Origin of the sequence: Halorubrum rubrum (assembly GCF_024494685.1) — an archaeon.
GTDB classification, from domain to species: domain Archaea; phylum Halobacteriota; class Halobacteria; order Halobacteriales; family Haloferacaceae; genus Halorubrum; species Halorubrum rubrum.
In genome coordinates this window covers 51,624-70,085 of record NZ_JANHDM010000002.1, presented here as the reverse complement: position 1 = coordinate 70,085, position 18,462 = coordinate 51,624, and the positions used below count along the sequence as shown (strand labels likewise).

General features: G+C 70.3%; 18 protein-coding genes and 1 pseudogene. 16 read left to right on the top strand and 3 right to left on the bottom strand.

All coding sequences use genetic code 11. The features are described from left to right. Complete coding sequence (locus tag NO889_RS02605; protein WP_256410706.1) at positions 1 to 630, top strand: helical membrane plugin domain-containing protein; 630 nt, start codon at positions 1 to 3, stop codon at positions 628 to 630. 58 nt (positions 631 to 688) lie between these two features. Here the strand turns inward: NO889_RS02605 and NO889_RS02600 are convergent, their stop codons facing one another. Then, positions 689 to 1,276: a DsrE/DsrF/DrsH-like family protein gene (locus NO889_RS02600; RefSeq protein WP_256410705.1), complete on the bottom strand. Its 588-nt coding sequence runs from the start codon at positions 1,274 to 1,276 to the stop codon at positions 689 to 691. Between the two features lies 1 nt (position 1,277). Next, positions 1,278 to 1,532, bottom strand: a complete 255-nt coding sequence (locus tag NO889_RS02595) for a sulfurtransferase TusA family protein (protein ID WP_256410704.1) — start codon at positions 1,530 to 1,532, stop codon at positions 1,278 to 1,280. Positions 1,533 to 1,799: 267 nt separating this feature from the next. On the opposite strand from NO889_RS02595, the gene NO889_RS02590 reads away from it, so the two are divergent. The 13 genes and pseudogenes from NO889_RS02590 (at position 1,800) to NO889_RS02535 (ending at position 15,031) form a co-directional block, all read left to right on the top strand. Beyond that, positions 1,800 to 3,002, top strand: coding sequence for an MBL fold metallo-hydrolase (locus tag NO889_RS02590; RefSeq protein WP_256410703.1), 1,203 nt, complete (start codon positions 1,800 to 1,802; stop codon positions 3,000 to 3,002). A 72-nt stretch (positions 3,003 to 3,074) separates the two neighbouring features. Next, positions 3,075 to 3,599 (top strand): YeeE/YedE family protein, encoded by a 525-nt coding sequence (locus tag NO889_RS02585; protein WP_256410702.1) that lies wholly within the window; start codon positions 3,075 to 3,077, stop codon positions 3,597 to 3,599. A 17-nt stretch (positions 3,600 to 3,616) separates the two neighbouring features. Next, a complete protein-coding gene (locus tag NO889_RS02580; protein WP_256410987.1) occupies positions 3,617 to 4,054 on the top strand; it encodes a YeeE/YedE family protein in 438 nt (145 codons plus the stop codon). Between the two features lie 103 nt (positions 4,055 to 4,157). Then, positions 4,158 to 5,498, top strand: coding sequence for a M20 family metallopeptidase (locus tag NO889_RS02575; protein ID WP_256410701.1), 1,341 nt, complete (start codon positions 4,158 to 4,160; stop codon positions 5,496 to 5,498). Between the two features lie 64 nt (positions 5,499 to 5,562). Next, complete coding sequence (locus NO889_RS02570; RefSeq protein ID WP_256410700.1) at positions 5,563 to 5,940, top strand: thioredoxin family protein; 378 nt, start codon at positions 5,563 to 5,565, stop codon at positions 5,938 to 5,940. Between the two features lie 187 nt (positions 5,941 to 6,127). Beyond that, positions 6,128 to 6,919 (top strand): DICT sensory domain-containing protein, encoded by a 792-nt coding sequence (locus NO889_RS02565; protein ID WP_256410699.1) that lies wholly within the window; start codon positions 6,128 to 6,130, stop codon positions 6,917 to 6,919. A gap of 332 nt (positions 6,920 to 7,251) precedes the next feature. After that, positions 7,252 to 9,021, top strand: a complete 1,770-nt coding sequence (locus tag NO889_RS02560; protein ID WP_379786996.1) for an ABC transporter substrate-binding protein — start codon at positions 7,252 to 7,254, stop codon at positions 9,019 to 9,021. A 19-nt stretch (positions 9,022 to 9,040) separates the two neighbouring features. Next, positions 9,041 to 9,997: an ABC transporter permease gene (locus NO889_RS02555; protein WP_256410697.1), complete on the top strand. Its 957-nt coding sequence runs from the start codon at positions 9,041 to 9,043 to the stop codon at positions 9,995 to 9,997. Beyond that, positions 9,990 to 11,207: an ABC transporter permease gene (locus NO889_RS02550; RefSeq protein WP_256410696.1), complete on the top strand. Its 1,218-nt coding sequence runs from the start codon at positions 9,990 to 9,992 to the stop codon at positions 11,205 to 11,207. The genes NO889_RS02555 and NO889_RS02550 overlap by 8 nt, the downstream gene beginning before the upstream one ends. After that, positions 11,204 to 12,274: an ABC transporter ATP-binding protein gene (locus tag NO889_RS02545; RefSeq protein WP_256410695.1), complete on the top strand. Its 1,071-nt coding sequence runs from the start codon at positions 11,204 to 11,206 to the stop codon at positions 12,272 to 12,274. Before NO889_RS02550 ends, NO889_RS02545 begins: the two co-directional genes overlap by 4 nt. After that, positions 12,267 to 12,833: pseudogene (locus NO889_RS16495) on the top strand (ATP-binding cassette domain-containing protein); the annotation flags it as partial. The gene NO889_RS02545 and the pseudogene NO889_RS16495, both read left to right, overlap by 8 nt. A 147-nt stretch (positions 12,834 to 12,980) precedes the next feature. Continuing rightward, on the top strand, positions 12,981 to 13,685 hold the full coding sequence (locus tag NO889_RS16490; protein WP_417445330.1) for an oligopeptide/dipeptide ABC transporter ATP-binding protein: 705 nt from the start codon (positions 12,981 to 12,983) through the stop codon (positions 13,683 to 13,685). Between the two features lie 338 nt (positions 13,686 to 14,023). Beyond that, positions 14,024 to 15,031 (top strand): zinc-dependent alcohol dehydrogenase, encoded by a 1,008-nt coding sequence (locus NO889_RS02535; RefSeq protein ID WP_256410693.1) that lies wholly within the window; start codon positions 14,024 to 14,026, stop codon positions 15,029 to 15,031. A gap of 468 nt (positions 15,032 to 15,499) precedes the next feature. Here the strand turns inward: NO889_RS02535 and NO889_RS02530 are convergent, their stop codons facing one another. Next, complete coding sequence (locus NO889_RS02530) at positions 15,500 to 15,883, bottom strand: 6-pyruvoyl trahydropterin synthase family protein (RefSeq protein ID WP_256410692.1); 384 nt, start codon at positions 15,881 to 15,883, stop codon at positions 15,500 to 15,502. Between the two features lie 630 nt (positions 15,884 to 16,513). Here NO889_RS02530 and NO889_RS02525 point away from each other — a divergent pair. Both NO889_RS02525 and NO889_RS02520 read left to right on the top strand, forming a co-directional pair. Next, the gene (locus NO889_RS02525) at positions 16,514 to 17,626 is read left to right on the top strand and encodes an NAD(P)/FAD-dependent oxidoreductase (RefSeq protein ID WP_256410691.1); all 1,113 of its coding nucleotides are present in this window, start codon (positions 16,514 to 16,516) and stop codon (positions 17,624 to 17,626) included. Between the two features lie 74 nt (positions 17,627 to 17,700). Beyond that, a complete protein-coding gene (locus NO889_RS02520; RefSeq protein WP_256410690.1) occupies positions 17,701 to 18,456 on the top strand; it encodes a CDP-alcohol phosphatidyltransferase family protein in 756 nt (251 codons plus the stop codon). Positions 18,457 to 18,462 lie beyond the last annotated feature (6 nt).

The window sequence follows — 18,462 nt, the reverse complement described above, 5'->3', positions numbered from 1 at the left end:
ATGTCGGGGGAGCGTTCCGACCTCGACCGCGACGAGCTCGAGGCGATCGTCGCCGAGAACCCCGAGGCGGTGGCGGCGTTCATCGACCGGCTCGACGCGGTCAACGACCTCCTCGACGTGCTCGCGCTCGGCGAGGCCGCGCTCACCGACGAGATGGTCGCCGACCTCGCGGACACGGCGTCGACGCTCGCGGAGTCGGCGGACGGACTGGCGACCGCGGAGACGGTCGCGCTCGCGGAGACGGTCGGGGAGGACGGCGACGAGCTCCGCGAGGCGATGGAGACGCTGATCGAGCTCCAGCGGAGCGGCACCCTGGACGAGCTCGCGGAGCTGGGGCAGGTCGGCTCGCTCGCGACGGCCGCGCTCGACGACGGGATGGTTCGGTCGCTCGCGGGCACCGGTGCCGCGCTCGGCGAGGTCGCGGACGCCGCGGCTGACGACGACGTCCGCGAGGGAACGAAGACGCTCCTGGAGGGACTCGGGTCCGCCCAACGGAGCGAGCCGTCGAAGGTGGGTGCCGTCGGGCTCGTTCGCGGGCTCCGCGACCCCGAGATACAGTACGGACTGGGCTACGTGCTCGCGCTGTCGAAGGCCATCGGTCGGTCGCGATCGCCGGAAAACGAGTCCTAGCGGTTCGGTTCCTTTCGATCGGGGGGATACGAGTCTTTCCGAACGCCGCCGGGGCGGCTCAAACGAGCAGTTGGATGTCCGCGTCGGCCATGTCCTGGAAGGCGGAGGCCGCGCCCACGCCGGTCGTCACGCCGTCGTAGAAGTCGTCCTCGTCGTAGCCGAGCAGGTCGATCGTCATCTGACACGCCTGGAGGTCGACGCCGCTCGCGAGCGAGGTCTCGATCAGCTCCTCGACGGAGGCCACGTCGTTGTCCTCGATGCGGTTTCGCATCATCCGCGCCGTCATTCGATCCATCCCCGGAAGTGCGGCGATGGCGTTCGGGACTGGCATGTTGGGGTTACCCACGGAACTCAACCCGAGGTCCTTCGAGTTCTCCTCGTGGAGGATCTCGAGCCCCCAGAAGGTGTGGAAGACGGTGACGTCGTAGCCGAACGCGGCGGCCGTGCTCGCGAGGATGAGCGGCGGGTACGCCATGTCGAGGGTCCCCTTCGTCGCGATGATCACCATCTTGTCCGCGCTTCCCTCGTCGACCTCGCTCCGGAGGTCGGAGACCTCGCTCTCCAACGCCTCGATCTGCGCGCGCAGGTCGGCGACGTCGTCCGGAGAGAGCTCGCCGTCCGACGACGGCGGTGTGTCCGCGCTCATCTCACTCCGCCTTCCGGACGTAGTGTTTGTACACCGCCGTCCCGTCCTCGGTGGCCTCCTCCTGGTCGACCAGCTCGGCACCTTCGGTCGACTCGGCCCAGCCTTTGATGTCGCTCATGCTCCCCGAGTCCGTCGAGACGATCTCGAGGACGTCGCCGGCCGCGAGGCCGTCGAACGCTCCCTTCGTCTTGATGACCGGCATCGGGCAGTTCTGTCCTTTCACGTCGAGCGTCTCGGTCGCGGTTTCCGTGCTCATGGTTGGGATCCCCGTGTTGGGGCTAGCATACAATATTGGGTGTCCGGAGATAAGTGTGTCGATTCTTGTGATTGACCTGAACTACTGAACGATACGACGTCCGATCCTGGCGTACGTATTGATCGCAACGCGCGATAGTGGGCCAAACCACCGCTCTAATGGGCCGAAAACTCGAACTCCGACTCCACACGTGGATATCTATATTGTATGTCTTGTACATTACTATGGGAACATTTAAGTCGATACGTCCGATAGTAGGTGATGTACATGGACGCAGACGAGATGGACTTTCCGACGCCGGAATCGGACGTCGACTCGATCGCACCCGAAACGCTCAAAGACCGCATCGACGCCGGAGAGTCGGTGACGCTGCTCGACGCGCGGATGTCGAGCGACTACGAGGAGTGGCGCATCGACGGGGAGAACGTCGAGTCGATCAACGCGCCCTACTTCCACTTTCTTGACGAGGAGATCGACGACGACGTCCTCGCGTCGATCCCCGACGACGAGCACGTCACCGTGCTCTGTGCGAAGGGCGGCGCGAGCGAGTACGTCGCGGGCGCGCTCGCCGACCGGGGCTACGACGTCGATCACCTCGAGGACGGCATGAACGGCTGGGCGTCGATCTACGAGGCCCACGAGGTGACCGACTACGACGGGCCGGGAACGCTCCTCCAGTACCAGCGCCCCTCGAGCGGCTGTCTCGGCTACCTGCTGTACGACGGCGACGAGGCCGCCGTCGTCGACCCGCTTCGCGCGTTCGCCGACCGGTACCTCGCCGACGCCGAGGATCTCGGCGTGGAGCTGACGTACGCGTTCGACACTCACGTGCACGCGGACCACGTCTCCGGGCTCCGTGAACTGGCCGCGGAGGGCGTCGAGGCGGTCCTCCCGTCCGCCGCCGCCGACCGCGGCGTCACCTACGCCGACGAGGTCACGCTGACGACCGACGGCGAGGAGTTCGCCGTCGGGTCGGCGACGATCGAGACGGTCTTCACGCCCGGCCACACCACCGGAATGACCTCCTACCTGCTCGGCGGGAGCCTCCTCGCGACCGGCGACGGCCTCTTCATCGAGAGCGTCGCTCGCCCCGACCTCGAGGAGGGCGACGAGGGCGCCCCCGAGGCCGCCAGGCTGTTGTACGAGTCGCTACAGAACCGCGTGTTGACGTTCGACGACGACGTGCTCGTCGGCGGCGCGCACTTCAGCGACGCGGCCGATCCGGCCGCCGACGGCACCTACACCGCGCCGATCGGCGAGCTCCGCGAGCGCATGGACGCGCTCTCGGCCGACGAGGATACCTTCGTCGAGACCGTCCTCGCGGACATGCCCCCACGGCCGGCCAACTACGAGGAGGTCATCGCCACCAACCTCGGGCGGAACGCCGTCGACGACGACGAGGCGTTCGCGCTCGAGCTCGGCCCGAACAACTGCGCCGCGAGCCAGGATGCGCTCACGAGCGACGACTGATCCGACCGTGATCCCCGATCAGGCCGCGAGGCGGAACCCGACTGACCCCTCCGTATCCGGAGGTGATCGCCGGTGATAGCCGGCGTACTCGCCGACCTGCTCGGGGCCGGAACGGTCGACGCGCTGTTCCCAAACGGGATATCGCGGTACGCGATCGGCGGGCTGCTCGTCGGGCTCGGCACCGTCCTGATCTACCTCGGGACGGGGATCACGGCGGGCGCGAGCACGTTCCTCGAGTCGACGCTCTCGTACGTCTCGGGGCGCTCTCGGTTCGAGCAATACCGCCTCTCGCGTGACTGGCGCGTCGTCTTCACGCTCGGCATAATCGGTGGCGCGGCCGTCTACGCGCTGATCTATCAGGGCGACCCCTGGTCGATCGCGGGCAGCGCCTGGACCACGCAGGTCTCGCCGTGGCGGCTGTTCCTCGGCGGGATCCTCGTCGGGATCGGTACCCGCGTCGGGAAGGGCTGTACCTCGGGACACGGCATCTGCGGGGTCGGGTCCGTCTCCCGTACGTCGCTCGTCGGCGTGGCGACGTTCCTCGTCGTCGCGATCGTGACCGCGAACGCCGTCTCGGCGCTGGGGGTGGGGCTGTGAGCCGACATCCCCTCTTCATGCCGCTCGTCCTCGTCGGGGGGCTCGTGTTCGGCTTCGGGCTCGGGTTCAGCCACATGGCCCGTCCGGAGGTCGTCCTCGATTTCTTGACGTTCGACGACTTCGGGCTCCTCTTCGTGATGTTCGGCGGCTCGATCGTCGCCGGGATCGCGTTCTGGACGCTGCCGAGGCTGCGCGAGTCGGCCCCCTTGACGGGCCGGCCGTACGGTCGCCGGCTGAAGTCGTTCGACCGGAACGTCCTCGTCGGCGGCTCGATCTTCGGCGTCGGCTGGGGGCTCTCCGGGATCTGTCCCGGCGCGGCCTACGCCAGCCTCGGGGTCGGCAACTGGCCGATCCTGTACGCGATCGGCGGAATGTTCATCGGCGCGTACGTTCAAGGGCTCTGGCGCAGCCGTGACGCCGCCGACACGGCCGCGGCCGCACCGAGCGACGACTGACCGGCGCGACCCCTGAGCGGTGGAGACCGTTTTCGTCCGCCGGCTCGCGATCGCTACCCGCTCCCCGTATCGCCTCTCCCGACCCACATCACGACACACCACCATGACCGACGAGAACTCGGAGACGATCGACCTCGGCGACGGACCGACCGGATCGATCGATACGATCGGCGGCGAACCGACCGTCTCGACCGACGCGATCGGCGACGGACCGACCGTCTCGACCGATCGTGTCGTCGAGATCGCGACCGACCTGATCGGGTTCGACACGCGGAACCCACCCGGCGGCGTTCGGGCCATCGTCGACTACGTCGACGACCTGCTGGCGACCGCCGGCTTCGAGACCGAGCGCGTCATCACCGATCCGGCGAAGCCGAACCTGCTCGCGGTCCTGCCCGGTCGGAGCGACCGGACCCTGCTGTACAACGGCCACGTCGACACCGTGCCGTTCGACGCCGACGCGTGGACGCACGAGCCGTTGGGGGAGCGCGCGGGCGACCGGATCTACGGCCGGGGAGCGACCGACATGAAGGGGCCGCTCGCGGCGATGCTGGCCGCCGGCGAGGCGATCGCCGCGGCCGGCGACGACCCGCCGGTCACGCTCGCGTTCGCGGTCGTGGGCGACGAGGAGACCGGCGGCGACGCCGGCGTCGACACGCTCGTCGGGAGCGACGCCTTCGACCGGCTCGCGCCCGACGCCTGCGTCATCGGCGAGACGACCTGCTCGCGGGGCCGTCACTCGGTCACCGTCTCGGACCGCGGGAGCATCTGGCTCACGCTGCGCGCCGAAGGGACCGCCGCACACGGCTCTCGGCCGTCGCTCGGCGACAACGCGATCGACCGTCTCTGGGAGGCCGTCTCGCTGCTCCGGTCGCGGCTCACGGCCCGCGAGTTCGACCTCGACGCGGCGCTCCGGCCGATCATCGAGGAGTCGGTCGAGTACTACGAGCCGACGCTCGGCGCGGCCGCCGCGCGCGACCTCTTCGCGCATCCGACGGTGAACCTCGGAACGATCGAGGGCGGCGAGGCGGTGAACACCGTTCCGGACGCGGCGACCGCCCGGCTGGACGTGCGGCTGACCGCGGGCGTCGAGACCGCCGACGTGCTCGCTGACGTCCGCGACTGTCTCGACGAGTTCCCCGCCGTCTCCATCGCCGACGTGAGCTGGTCGGTCGGCAGCTACGAGCCGGTCGACGGGCCGCTCGTCGGCGCCGTGAGCACCGCGGCGGCCGCCGTCTCCGGCGAGCGGATCTACCGCCGGAGCGCCACCGGCGGCGGGGACGCGAAGACCTTCCGACACGCCGGCGTGCCGACCGTGGAGTTCGCGTTCGGAACCGACACGGTCCACGCGGTCGACGAGTACACCACCCTCGAGGCGCTGGCGCGCAACGCCGAGGTGTACGCCGGACTGCCGGCGACGTGGGCGGAGCGAGTCGAGACGTGAGAGTCGGGGATCCGGACGGTCGCCGGAAGCGAGGCTTTATGCCGTCTCGAACACAATAGTGTGTATGAATTCCAATACTGTATCGTCAGACGCAGCCGATCGCGTCGAGGGCGCTTCCCGCGGTCGCCCTATCTCGCTGGCCGACGAGGCCGCCCTCGACGACTTTCTCGCCGACACCGACGCCGCGCTCGTCGAGTTCTACACCGAGGGGTGCGGGATCTGCGCGAGCATGGAGCCCGTCCTCGGCAACGTCTCGCGCACGGTCGACGTCGACGTGGCGCTCGTGAACCCGCGCGACGATCCGCCGCTCGTCGAGCGATTCGACGTGCGTAGCGTCCCGCTTTTCGTCCTCTTCGTCGACGGCGAGCCCGTCGCCCGGCGCGCGGAGGGGTTCATCCCCGGCGACGACCTCGCCGCGTGGGTGGAGGAACACGTCGAGTAGCGGGTCGCCGCCCTTCCGCGGCCGCCGGACTCACAGAGGACCAAGGCGGAAACCCACGGTGAGACCCGCTCCTCGAGTCGGTGGCCCGCCTCGGGATCCCCCCGAGGCAGTCGCCTTGCTCATCCGTAGACGCGGGGGAGGCAAACACTATTAGTGAGGCTCGCCCGAACACTCACCGGAGAGTGTCATGACGAGACCGGAGTCGTTACGCGCGTTCTTCGAGGAGATCGAGGCCCCCGATCGGTCCCTCGTCGTGCTCAACCGATCGTCACCGGACCCGGTCCGTGGGCTGCTCGACTCGCTGCTCGAGGGACAGCCCGTGTCGATACGCGACGTCGAGGTTCCCGACGGCGACGCAGACGTGGTCGCGCTGATCGAGGGCGGCGAGGTGCTCGCGCAGTCGACGCTCGACGAGCTGCTGGAGTCGGTGCTTCTGATCAACTCGGATCTGTACAAGAGTGGCGCGATAGACCTCGAGGAGGTCGAACTCCCCGACGTGCTCCGCGGGCTCGACGAGGTGCCGTTCAGGGTACGGGGATACCCCCAGTCCAACAAGGAGAAGCTGCTCTTGATCGTCATCTCGCGGGTGATAGAGCGGATCGCGAACGAGACGGGCGAGGGAACGCTCCGCTCGTCGTTCCAGCGGCTCTCGAGGCTCAGGGACGAGCGCGGCACCTACGAGGTGTACGAGTCGATCGGGCGGATCGGCGTCGACGTCCACGTCTACGGCGTGGACGACGCCGACCTCTCTGAGACGCTTCCGGTGACGATCCACACGGGCTCGTCGTACCCCTACCATCGGTCGTGGTTCGTGGTCTTCACCCCGCCGGGCGGAGCCGACGCCGGGACGGACGGCGGAAACGGCGATCACGCCGCGCTCGTCGCGCTCGAGGACGAGCCCAACGTCTGGGACGGGTTCTGGACTTTTCAACCCGACCTCGTGTCCCGGATCGACCGCTACATCGCCGATCACGTCTGAGGGGAAGCGGGTTCGCGGCGCGGACTTGTCGGTTCCTCGGGCATCGTCGGATCGACCGGACTGCGACCGGGTGACTCTCCGTAACATATTATACCGGTGAGAGAATTTTTCACGGCATGGCAAATCGACACGAAGCTGCCGACGGGGGTCGGCGGCTCGACCGGCGGAACCTCCTCGCGACGATCGGGGCCGCGGGGACCGCCGGGTTCGCCGGATGCGGTGGTCAGGGGGCCACCGAGCCCTCGGGGTCCGCGGGCTCCGATTCGGACGACGACGGGCTGTTTCCCCTCTCGGTTCGTCTCGAGACCGGCGGGAAGGACGAACGAATTCGGATGGTCGAACTCATCGCGGAGTCGCTCCAACAGACCGGCTACTTCGAGACGGAGGTGGAGACCTACGAGTGGAACGCGTACCTCGACCGAGTCATCAACCCGACGTATCGGGAGAACGGCTACCTCCCCGCCATCGGCCTCTCCGGCACGTTCAACCCCCACAGCTTCTGTAACGTGATCCACAACTCGGCGAACGTCGGCGCGTGCTGTAACCTGACGGGCATCTCCGATCCGGAGCTGGACGAGCTGCTCGACTCCGCCCGGTACGGGATCGAGGTCGCCGAGGACGCGGACCTCCGCGCGGAGACGTACGACGAGATCTGGCGGACGCTCGCCGAGGAGCGATACACCTCCTTCACCCACTTCAGCGTGGCGACCGCCGTGACCGACGCGGCCGTCCACGGGTTCGCGACGTGGCCGTTCCAGGAGGGGCTGTTCGGTTACGCCCTGTACGCGCCACAGGACGAGCAGGTCGCCTGGATCGACCGGGAGCGGCGGGCGGGAGACGCGGACCTCGCGGACCTCGTGACGGGCGGAACGCTGACGGGTGCGATCTCGACGAATCCCGGCTCGTTCGATCCCCCCCACAGCAGCGACACGACGTCGACGATGGTTCAGAACCTCCTCTTCGAGGGGCTCGTCGTCAACGACGCCGAGGGAAACGTCCATCCGTGGCTCGCCGAGCGCTACGAGCTTCGCGACGTTCGGGACGTCGACCGCACGGCCTACGAGGAGTACATGCGCGTCGTGGGGACCACGGCGGAGGGCGCGGTCGACGCCGACGAGCAGGTGATCGCCAGACACCCCGAGGACGACCCCGCGGCCGACGACGAGGTCCGCGTCCTGCTGCCCGAGGACGCTCGCGAGGCGGCCGCGGACGGGACGTACGGGATGTGGTTCCGCTACGAGCTCCACGAGGGAGTCGAGTTCCACGACGGGAGCGAGCTGACCGCCGAGGACGTCGTCGCGAGCTACGAGTACTACGAGAACTCGGCGACCGCCCCCCAGACGTTCGACTCCGTGCTCGCCGCCGTCGCGGTCGACGACCACGTCGTCGACGTGTACGCGCAGGTCCCCGACGCGGAGGCGGAGCGCGAACTGCCGGGGATATACGTCCTCAGCGCGGACCAGATCGCCGACGTCGAGAAGGGCGGGATCGACCCGCGCGAGGGGGTCACGCCGATCGGAACCGGCCCGTACGAGTTCGGCGAGTTCGTCGACGAGGAGTACCTCGAGGTCTCGAGGTTCGACGACTACTGGGTCGAATCCCGCGGGGTCGCGGAGGCGTTCGCGTGGTTCGACGGCCCCGACGCGTTCCCGGACGGCCCCGCGATCGACGCCGTCGAGGTGGAGGTCGTTCCCGACGACGCGACGCGGGCGGGCGCGCTCCGGAACGGCGAGGTCGACCTCACCTACGACGTCGCGAGCGGGACGCTCGAGGACTTCGACGACGCCGACGACTTCGTCGTCCACGCCGTCGAGGCCGGCGGATACGACTACCTCCAGTATCCGGTGAACGTCGAGCCGTGGGACGATCCGCGGCTTCGGGAGGCGGTCAACCACCTCGTTCCCCGTCAGCGGATCGTCGACAACGTGTTGAACGGCTGGGCGGAACCCGCCTGGACGCCCATCCCGCGGATCGCGCGGGGGGCGGGGACGGCCGACTACGACGCGCTCGAGGCGACGGTCAAGCCGCTGAACGAGTACGACGTCGAGCGTGCGGAGGAGTTGCTCGAGGAGATGGCCGCCGAGTACGGCGAGTCGCCGTGACCGCGGAGTCCGCTCGACGATGAGTCTCAGACGGTTCGTCCTCCGGCGTGCGCTCGCCGTGATCCCGGTCCTGTTCGGCGTGTCGGTGGTCACCTTCGGGCTGTTCCACCTGACGCCCGGCGATCCGGTCTCGCAGGTGGTCGCGTTGAACCCGGACGTGAGCGCCGCCGAGGAGGCGCGACTCCGCGAGCGGTGGGGCGTCTCGGGACCGGTGTGGAGACGGTACCTCGAGTGGCTCTCGAACGTGCTCGTCGGCGACTTCGGTCGAGAGATCCGGACGGGACGGGCGGTCTCGGGCCTCGTGTGGCGACGGCTTCCAGAGACGATCGCCTTGGGGCTCTTCGGCTGGGTCTTCGCGGTCGCGATCGCGATCCCGACGGGGATCTACGCGGCGGTGAACAAGGGGAAGCTCGGCGACGTCGCGAGCCGCGTGCTGGCGCTGTCGGGAGTCTCGCTCCCGAACTTCTGGCTCGGCCTGCTGTTGATCCTCGTCTTCTCTCTGTACCTCGGACTGTTCCCGGTGTTGCCCCCCTCGCGGCTGCCGCTGTATCACCCGGAGACGCTCCGGTATCTCCTGTTACCGGGGGTGACGATCGGGACCGCGGCGGCCGCGAGCCTCATGCGCGTGATGCGGACGTCGATGGTCGAGGAGCTGAACGCGGAGTACGTCACCGCCGCGCGCGCGAGGGGGTTGCCCGAGCGCACGGTCGTGTTCAAACACGTTCTGCGGAACTCGCTCGTCTCAGTGGTCACGCTCGCGGCCACGCTGACGGCCGGCATCGTCGCCGGCTCGGTCGTCGTCGAGAGCGTGTTCAACTGGCCCGGACTCGGCTCGGAGCTCGTCCGGGCGATCAACCGACGGGAGGTCAACGTCGTGATGGCGATCACGGTCGTGACCGCCGTCGCCGTCGTCCTCGCGAACTTCCTCGCGGACGTCCTGTACGCAGTGCTCGACCCGAGGATCAGGTATGACTGAGAACGGGGAGCGCGGGACCGGCTCGGACGGGAGTCGAGCGCGCGGTCGAACCGCCGAGCGGGGACGGATCCGGGTCGTCGGGTTCGACGCGGACCGCGTCCGCGACCGCGATCCGCTCTCCGAGTGGAGCGAGACGGACGGCGCGACCGGCGAGGGTCGGGGAGCGACCGGCGAGGGCGACGACGGGGAAAGCGCCGAGAGGGCGACGAACGGCGCGGCGGCCGGCCGGTGGCGACGCGGGCTCCGACGGTTCCGACGGGACCGCTCGGCGATGGTCGCCCTCTCGGTCGTCGTCGCGATGGCGCTCGTCTCGCTTCTCGCGCGGCCCGTCGAGGTCTTCGGCGTGGTCGTCCAGCCGTTCGCGCTCGCGCCCTACGACCCGACGACGATCCTCTACCTCTCCGTGGACCCGAGCGTGAGCCCGTACGACCCGCCGTCCGCGCGGTTCCCGATGGGCGTCGACGGCGCGGGACGCGACCTGTTCTCTCGGGTCCTCGTCGGCGGGCGCTACAGCATCTCGATCGGGTTCGTGGTCGTCGGGCTGACGGCGGCGTTCGGGCTGGTCTACGGGGCGGTCTCGGGGTACTACGGCGGGACGGTCGACGAGGTCATGATGCGGATCGTCGACGTGGTCTTCGCGTTCCCCGGCCTCGTGTTGGCGCTCGTCGTCGTCGCCACGCTCGGTGGCGGCTACTGGCAGCTAGTGTGCGCGTTCAGCCTCTTCGGGTGGGCCGGGTACGCCCGGCTCGTTCGCGGGGAGGTGTTGTCGATCGCGGAACGCGACTACGTGCTGGCGGCGAGGGCGATCGGCGCGCGCGACCGCGGCGTCATCCGCAGACACGTCGCGCCGAACGCGCTGTCGCCGCTCGTCGTGTTGGCGTCGCTCAACGTCGGCAACGTCGTGATCGGCGTCGCCGCGCTCGGCTTCCTCGGACTCGGGATGGACCCGAGCACCGCCGAGTGGGGGACGATGCTCGACGCGACCCGCGAGACGCTGATCCAGGGGCCCGGCGGGGAGATCCCGTGGTGGGCGACGGTGTACCCCGGCGCGGCGATCTTCGTCTTCGTGCTGGCGATGAACGTGATCGGCGACGGGATCAACGACGCGCTCGACGCGCGCCGGATCGGCGTGGACCGTGGGGGACGCGGGGATCGGGGGGATCTGCGGGACGACGGCGAGAACCGCGAGAGCCGAGGTGACGAGCCGTGACCGCCCTCCTGGAGGTCGAGGACCTGACGGTTCGGTTTCACACCGATGAGGGCGTCGTGACCGCCGTCGACGACCTCTCCTACCGGGTCGAGGCCGCGGAGACGTTCGGCGTCGTCGGGGAGAGCGGGGCCGGAAAGAGCGTGGCCGCGCGGTCGGTGCTCGGGCTGATCGACCGACCTGGCCGGATCGAACGCGGCGAGGTCCGGTTCAAGGGCGAGGACCTCCTGTCGATGGACGAGTCCGCCCTCCGGTCGGTCCGCGGCGACGAGATCGGCATGGTTTTTCAGGACGCCCGCGCCGCGTTGAACCCCGTCTACGCCGTCGGCGAGCAGATCGCCGAGACGATCGAACACCACATGGGATACGACCCGGCGGCGGCGAAAACGCGAGCGATCCGGCTGCTCGACCGCGTCGGGATCGCCGATCCGGAGGCCCGGTACTCCGAGTACCCCCACGAGTTCTCCGGCGGAATGTGCCAGCGCGCGACCATCGCGATGGCGCTGTCGTGTGAGCCGGACCTGATCGTCGCCGACGAGCCGACGACCGCTCTCGACGTCACCGTCGAGGCGCGGATCCTGGAGCTGCTCGACGAGCTGGCCGACGAGTTCGACGTCGCGGTCCAGCTCATCACCCACGACCTCGGGGTGATCGCCGGGACGTGCGACCGAGCGATGGTGATGTACGCGGGGGAGGCCGTCGAGACGGCCCCGATAGAGGACCTGTACTACGACCCGAAACACCCGTACACGGCGGGGCTCATGAGCGCGATCCCGCGGATCGGCGACGGCCGGGATCGCCTCCGGACGATTCCGGGAACGACGCCGGATCCGGTCGATCCGCCCTCCGGCTGTCGGTTCCACCCGCGGTGTCCCTTCGCCGAGGAGGCGTGTACCCGGACGCACCCCTCGCTCGTCGATCCGGAGACCGGCGAGGCGGCGACGCTCGACGACGACCGGGCTGCCGCCTGCCTCGAGTACACGGAGGGGCTCTCGGGCGGGCTGGACTACTCCGTGGAGGTCGAGGAACCGCGGGACGAACGCGCCGGGGGTGACCCCGCCGATGAGTGACGATGACGGCGACGCCGTCGAACCGGTCCTCCGCGTCGAGGGGTTGGAGACGCACTACGACTCGACCGAGGGGTTCCTCGACCGGCTGCTCGGGCGGTCGCGGCGGGTGCGGGCGGTCGACGGCGTGGACTTCGATCTTCGGGCGGGCGAGACGCTCGGCGTCGTCGGCGAGTCCGGCTGCGGGAAGACGACGCTCGCCCGGAGCGTGCTCGGACTGGTCGAGCCGACGGCGGGGTCGGTGTATCACCGCGGGGAGGACCTGACTGCGCTGTCGAGCGCCGAGCTGCGCGACCGCCGGAAGGACCTCCAGTACGTCTTTCAGGATCCCCTCTCGAGTCTGAACCCTCGCCTCACCGCCGGCGGCATCGTCGGCGAGCCGCTCGACGTCCACGGGCTCGCGGCGGGCGCGGAACGCGACGAGCGGGTCCGCGAGCTGTTGGAGACGGTCGGGTTGAAGCCGAACCACGCGGCCCGCTATCCGCACGAGTTCTCCGGCGGGCAGCGCCAGCGACTCGGGATCGCCCGCGCGCTCGCGGTCGATCCCGAGGTGATCGTCTGTGACGAGCCGGTGTCCGCGCTCGACGCCAGCGTTCAAGCGCAGATCCTCAACCTGCTCTCCGACCTCCAGGCGGAGTTCGGGCTCGCGTACGTGTTCATCGCGCACGACCTGCGCGTGATCGAGCACGTCTCGGACCGGGTGGCCGTGATGTACCTCGGCGAGTTCGTCGAGCGCGGGCCGACCGAGACGGTGTTCGAACCGCCGTACCACCCGTACACCGAGGCGCTGCTCTCCGCGATCCCCGAACCCGACCCGCTGTGGGAGGGCGACGGGATCCGCCTCACCGGGACGGTCCCGTCCCCGGTCGATCCCCCCTCGGGCTGTCGGTTTCACACTCGATGTCCGCGACTCGTCCCGAGCGCCGAGTACGACCTCTCCGGGGAGACCTGGCGTTCCCTGACGGACCTGAAACTCCGGGCGAGGGAGGCCGACGGCGTGACGTCCCTGACGGCCGCGAGGACGTCGAGGGAGGGCGACGGGTCGCCGGTCGACGGCGGCGCTCTCGATCCGGCCGACGCGATCGATCCGGCCGGTCCGACCGGCCCGACAGAGGCGTCCCGAGAGACGTTCGACGCGCTGGTTCGCGAGGAGTTCGGCCTCCCCGATCCGCTCTCGGACCCCGACGCCGAGGCTGCCGTCGCCGAGGCGATCGACGCGCTCCGCGACGACCGGATCGGGGAGGCCGCGGAACTGCTCGACGCCGCGTTCGTCTCCCCCTGCGAGCGACGTCACCCGACGGAGTACGACGTCGGCGCGGACCACGGGATCGCGTGTCTCCGGTACGACGGGGAGTTCGACGAGGAGGCCGGGACGTTCGCGGACGGGTCGGAACCGGCCGGGTCGGCGGAGTAGCCGTCGTCGACGACGGATCTACGGGTCGGACGCGCTTCGCCGGAACGGCGACCCGCACGTTCGGCGGAGCGAGCGGGAGGCGGATCGGACGGCGGATGCGGTGGCGGCGTCCGCACCGTGACGTCCGACCGGCTTCTCCCGGCCGGGGCGTCGCGGCCGGGCGATCGACGCGACCGACCTGCGGCCACCGTCACGGCCAACGTTTACGGTCCTCACACCCATGGGGAGCGTATGTATCCACGCATCCATCCGGCCGCACGGCCGATCGCGCGGACGGATCGACCTCGACGTCGAGCCGTCGACCGCGCCGAACCGGTCTCTCGGGGTCGGTCCCGGCGATGACGGCGCGCCGACTGCGGTTCACCGAGCCGCGGACGGTCGAGGTGGAGTCGGTCCCGGACCCGGTTCCGGAGAGCGACGAGGTCCGCGTGCGGACGACGGTCTCGGCGATCAGCTCCGGCACGGAGCGGCTCGTCTATCGGGGAGAGGCACCGACGGACCTCCCGGCTGACCCGGCGCTGGAGTCGCTCGACGGCGACCTCTCGTTCCCGCTGTCGTACGGCTACGCCGCGGTCGGCGAGGTCGACGCGGTCGGCGAAGCGGTCGACCCCGAGTGGCACGGACGACGGGTGTTCGCCTTCGAGCCGCACGCGAGCGCGTTCACGGCGTCGCCGGGGGAACTCCAGCCCGTCCCCGACGGGGTCAGCGACGCGCAGGCCGCGCTGTTCCCGACCGTGGAGACCGCGGTCAACTTCCTGATGGACGGGAACCCTCGAATCGGGGAGCGCGTCGGCGTGTTCGGCCAGGGGATGATCGGCCTCGCGACGGCGGCGCTGCTGGCGGACTCGCCGCTCGCGGAGCTCGCCACCGTCGACGCCTGTCCCGCCCGCCGGGAGCGCTCCGAGCGGATCGGCGCGGACCGAAGCCTGCCGCCGGGCGCGGACGCGATCGAGCGCCTCCGCGAGGGCGACCCGCCCGGACGGGACCTCACCTACGAGCTGAGCGGTGCGCCCGACGCCCTCGACGACGCGATCGCGGCCACCGGGTACGACGGGCGTGTCGTCGTCGGCTCGTGGTACGGGACGAAACCTGCCGAGCTCGACCTCGGGCGGAGCTTCCATCGCGACCGGATCGCGATCGAGAGCAGCCAGGTGTCGACGGTCGAGCCGGCGCTCCGGGGTCGCTGGTCGCTCGAACGACGCCGTGAGGTCGCCTGGGAGCGGCTCGCGGGACTGGACCTCGACCCGATACTCACCCACCGGGTCCCGCTCGCGGAGGCCGCCGACGCCTACGAACTGCTCGAGGAACGACCCGAGGAGGCGGTCGGCGTGCTGTTGACGTACTGAGAGGGATCGCGAGGCGGAGTCAGGTGAGGAAGCCGTCGAACGATCCTGCGGTGGCGCGCCTCCGAGCGCCCGAACGGGCGCGAGGAGCCCGCGAGGGACGTGGCGAACGAAGTGAGCCACGAGGCTGGGGAGGCGTGAGGTGCGGGGCTGTGCGGGGTGGGACTCAACGGGGCAGTCGCGAGGCGGCCGTAGGCGACACAAGCACCGCAACGAGGGAGCGATAGCGACCGAGTGAGGAGCGCAGCGAGCGTACGGCCGCCTCGCGACTGGGGCTTTGGCGGTGTTTACCGTGTCGGCAACTGCGTATCGCCGAGCGACTGGGGCTTTGGCGGTGGTCACCGCAGTCGTTCATTTCACTTCGTACAGCCGAGCGACTGGGGCTTTGGCGGTGGTCACCGCACCAGCAACGACACGGGATCGAGCGACTGAGGGTTCGGAGACGCTAATCGCGGCAGCAACCGTCTCGGTTTACTCCCCCACGGTCGTCTGGTAGCTCGCGGCCGCGGTCTCGTCCTCCCACATCGTGACGCTCGCCGTCTCGATCCCCTCGGTCTCGATCCCCTCGAGCAGGCGGTCACAGAAGACGCGGGCGAACCGCTCGACGCTCGGGTTGTTCCCCTCGAACCGGGGGCGGTCGTTGAGCGTCGCGTCGGCGTACTCGTCGACGAGTTCGTCGATCCGGCCGGCGAGGTCGTCGATGTCGACGAGGTAGTCGTGTTCGTTCAACTCGGGGCCGGCCACCTCGACGTCGACCTCGAAGCGGTGTGAGTGGAGCTCCCCTTCCGGGCCGGCGTCCGGCACGGTCAGGAAGTGCTGGGCGATGAACCGCCGGGAGACGCGAACCGAGTACACGGGATCACCACGGACCGAGCGATCAAAAGCGTGTCCCCGCCCCGATCGGAGATCGGTCGTGCGGGCGACGTCACGGAACGACCCCGAGCACCACCCCACCGTATGGCATCGAATCGGCGGCTGCCGGGCCGGTGCCGACGTGATGAGCGTCTCCAAAGTCCCAGCCGCTCGGTACTACGCCGTTGCTAGCACGATGAACACCGCCAAAGCCCCGGTCGCGAGGACTCGGGGGCCCCGTTGCGCGCTTCAGTCGCTCACTTCCTTCCAGTGTCGCCGGCGGCGGAGCCGCCGGCTGCCCGTGGCGCGTAGCGCCACGCTGCTTACGTCGCCGTGCTTCGTCCTCGCGACTGCCCCCTTGAATCCCCCCCGCCCCGCACAGCCCCGCGCCTCACGCCTCCCCAGCCTCGTCGCCGGACTACGTCCGGCTGCCAGAGGCGCGTAGTGCCTCGCTGCTGCTCGCGCGTTCCACGCGCTCGCAGCGTCCCTCGCACGCGCTCCTCGTGCCCTCCGGGCACTCGGAGGCGCGCGCCACCGCACTTCCGGTCGACGTTTCCTCGATCAGCCAAGCGACCGCCGGCTTCCTCGAGCCGAACACGGGGTTTTTACCGGACTGCGGAGACCGAGAATCCGATGGACCCGATCGTCATCGTCGGCGGCGGCATCGTCGGCGCGAGCCTCGCGTATTGCCTGCGCGACCACCCGCGACCCGTCGTCCTCTACGAGCGCGACGCGCTCGGCTCCGGGACCACCGGCGACTCCGTCGCGATCTTCGTCCGCCACCAATCGGATCCGGACCCGCTGAGCCACGAACTTCGCGAGCGCGCGTGGGACCACTACGAGCCGCTGATCGAGGACGGCACCCTCGACTTCGAGCGGATCGGGACGCTCGACGTCGCTCGGACCGATCGGGAGCTGGCCGAGATTCGCGAAGCCGCGGCGGCGCTCTCGGAGTTCGGCGTCGAGGTGTCGATCCTCGAGCCGGCCGCGCTCGCCGACCACGGGCTCGACCCCGACGCGGTCGCCGGCGCGATGTGGACCCCGAACGACGGCTACCTCGACCCCGCGGAGATCGTCCAGTACTCCGTCCGCGAGGCGACAGCGGCCGACGACGGCGTGACCGTCGAGACCGGCACCGCCGTGACGGACGTCCGCGTCGAGGACGGGAGGGTCGCCGGCGTCGAGACCGCGGCTGGAACGCGGCCGGCCGCCGCGGTGGTGAACGCGGCGGGGCCGTGGGCACCGGCGGTGAACGAGATGGCCGGCGTCTCGCTGCCCCTCCGACACAACCGCGGGCCGGTCGTCGTCCTCGGGAAGGACGACCCCTTCTCGCTCCCCTTCGTTCAGTTCGGCGACGGCCGCTACGTCCGCGGCGAGGGACGGAACCGGGCGTTCGGAGGGCGCTTCGGCGCGAGCTACGGGGACGCCGGGCGCCTCGACCCGACCGACGCGCGCTCGGTCGACCACGACTTCTACCTCGAGATCGGCGAGCGGATCGAGGCGGCGATCCCGCGGCTCGAGGGGGCCGAGGTGGTCGCCGACTGGGTCGGCGTCCGGACGCTCACGCCCGACGGGATCCCCGTCGTCGGCGAGTCGGCGGTCGACGGCTTCCACCTCGCCGCCGGCATGAGCGGCCTCGGCGTCACGCTCGCGCCCGCGGTCGGCGACGTCCTCGCGAGGCGACTCGCCGGGGAGGCGGTCGATCCGGAGATCGCGGCGTACCTGTCTCCGAACCGCTTCGAGTGACGGGACGAGGGGTCCCGCCGCTGTTCTCCCCGCCCGCCGAAAGGGGTTTTCCCGGCGGTCCCCTGGTGGGATCGATGACCTCGAGGGATCGCGTCGTCCGCCGGCTCCCGATCGACGGCGGCTGGCTCCCGCTCGTCGCGCTGTGGGCGGTCCCGACCGGGATCGGCGCGGCGGGACTGCTCGCCGCCGGGCTCCCCCTCGTCGCGCTCGGCGGCGTCGCGCTCGGCGGGGTGGTCGCGGTCGCGGCGATCCGGGTCGCGGCCGGCCGAGCCCGCGAGGCGGCCGGCCGGGAGCCGGTGACGGCAGCGACCGTCGTGACGACCCTCCGCGCGTCCGCGCTCGCGCTGCTCGGCGCGTACCTCGTCGTCGACCCGGTCGCGGGCGGGGCCGCGAGCGGCTGGCTCCCCGGCGGACTGTTCGCGGTCGCCGCCGGCGGCGACGCGGTCGACGGCGCGGTCGCGCGCGCGACCGACGCGGTGACCGACCTCGGCGCGGAACTCGACGTCGAGGTCGACGGGGCGACCGTCCTCGTGGGCGCGACGGCCGCCGTCGTCGCCGGCGCGGCCCCGCTCGCGTTCCTCGCGGTCGGTGGCGCCCGACCGCTCTTCGCCTACGGGCTCCGACGGCGACGACGGCTGGGACTCCCGACCCACGACCTGCGCCCGAGCCGGCTCCGTCGGCCGATCGGCGCGGCGACGATGCTCGCGACGTGGCTGGCGCTGTCGCCGGTGCCGGGGCAGGGGATCTCGCGGCTCCTCACGGCCGCGGTGGCGGTGCCGGTCGTCGCCTCGTTCGCGCGCGACTGGCTCGTCGCCAGCGGCCGGTTGTAGGTACGA

Coding starts and splice junctions, on each gene's coding strand:
- NO889_RS16490 (WP_417445330.1), top strand. CDS start 12,981: ATGTACCTCGGCGAGTTCGTCGAGCGCGGGCCGACCGAGACGGTGTTC.
- NO889_RS02595 (WP_256410704.1), bottom strand. CDS start 1,532: ATGAGCACGGAAACCGCGACCGAGACGCTCGACGTGAAAGGACAGAAC.
- NO889_RS02565 (WP_256410699.1), top strand. CDS start 6,128: ATGACGAGACCGGAGTCGTTACGCGCGTTCTTCGAGGAGATCGAGGCC.
- NO889_RS02555 (WP_256410697.1), top strand. CDS start 9,041: ATGAGTCTCAGACGGTTCGTCCTCCGGCGTGCGCTCGCCGTGATCCCG.
- NO889_RS02535 (WP_256410693.1), top strand. CDS start 14,024: ATGACGGCGCGCCGACTGCGGTTCACCGAGCCGCGGACGGTCGAGGTG.
- NO889_RS02550 (WP_256410696.1), top strand. CDS start 9,990: ATGACTGAGAACGGGGAGCGCGGGACCGGCTCGGACGGGAGTCGAGCG.
- NO889_RS02525 (WP_256410691.1), top strand. CDS start 16,514: ATGGACCCGATCGTCATCGTCGGCGGCGGCATCGTCGGCGCGAGCCTC.
- NO889_RS02580 (WP_256410987.1), top strand. CDS start 3,617: ATGCCGCTCGTCCTCGTCGGGGGGCTCGTGTTCGGCTTCGGGCTCGGG.
- NO889_RS02560 (WP_379786996.1), top strand. CDS start 7,252: ATGGTCGAACTCATCGCGGAGTCGCTCCAACAGACCGGCTACTTCGAG.
- NO889_RS02590 (WP_256410703.1), top strand. CDS start 1,800: ATGGACGCAGACGAGATGGACTTTCCGACGCCGGAATCGGACGTCGAC.
- NO889_RS02570 (WP_256410700.1), top strand. CDS start 5,563: ATGAATTCCAATACTGTATCGTCAGACGCAGCCGATCGCGTCGAGGGC.
- NO889_RS02605 (WP_256410706.1), top strand. CDS start 1: ATGTCGGGGGAGCGTTCCGACCTCGACCGCGACGAGCTCGAGGCGATC.
- NO889_RS02520 (WP_256410690.1), top strand. CDS start 17,701: ATGACCTCGAGGGATCGCGTCGTCCGCCGGCTCCCGATCGACGGCGGC.
- NO889_RS02575 (WP_256410701.1), top strand. CDS start 4,158: ATGACCGACGAGAACTCGGAGACGATCGACCTCGGCGACGGACCGACC.
- NO889_RS02600 (WP_256410705.1), bottom strand. CDS start 1,276: ATGAGCGCGGACACACCGCCGTCGTCGGACGGCGAGCTCTCTCCGGAC.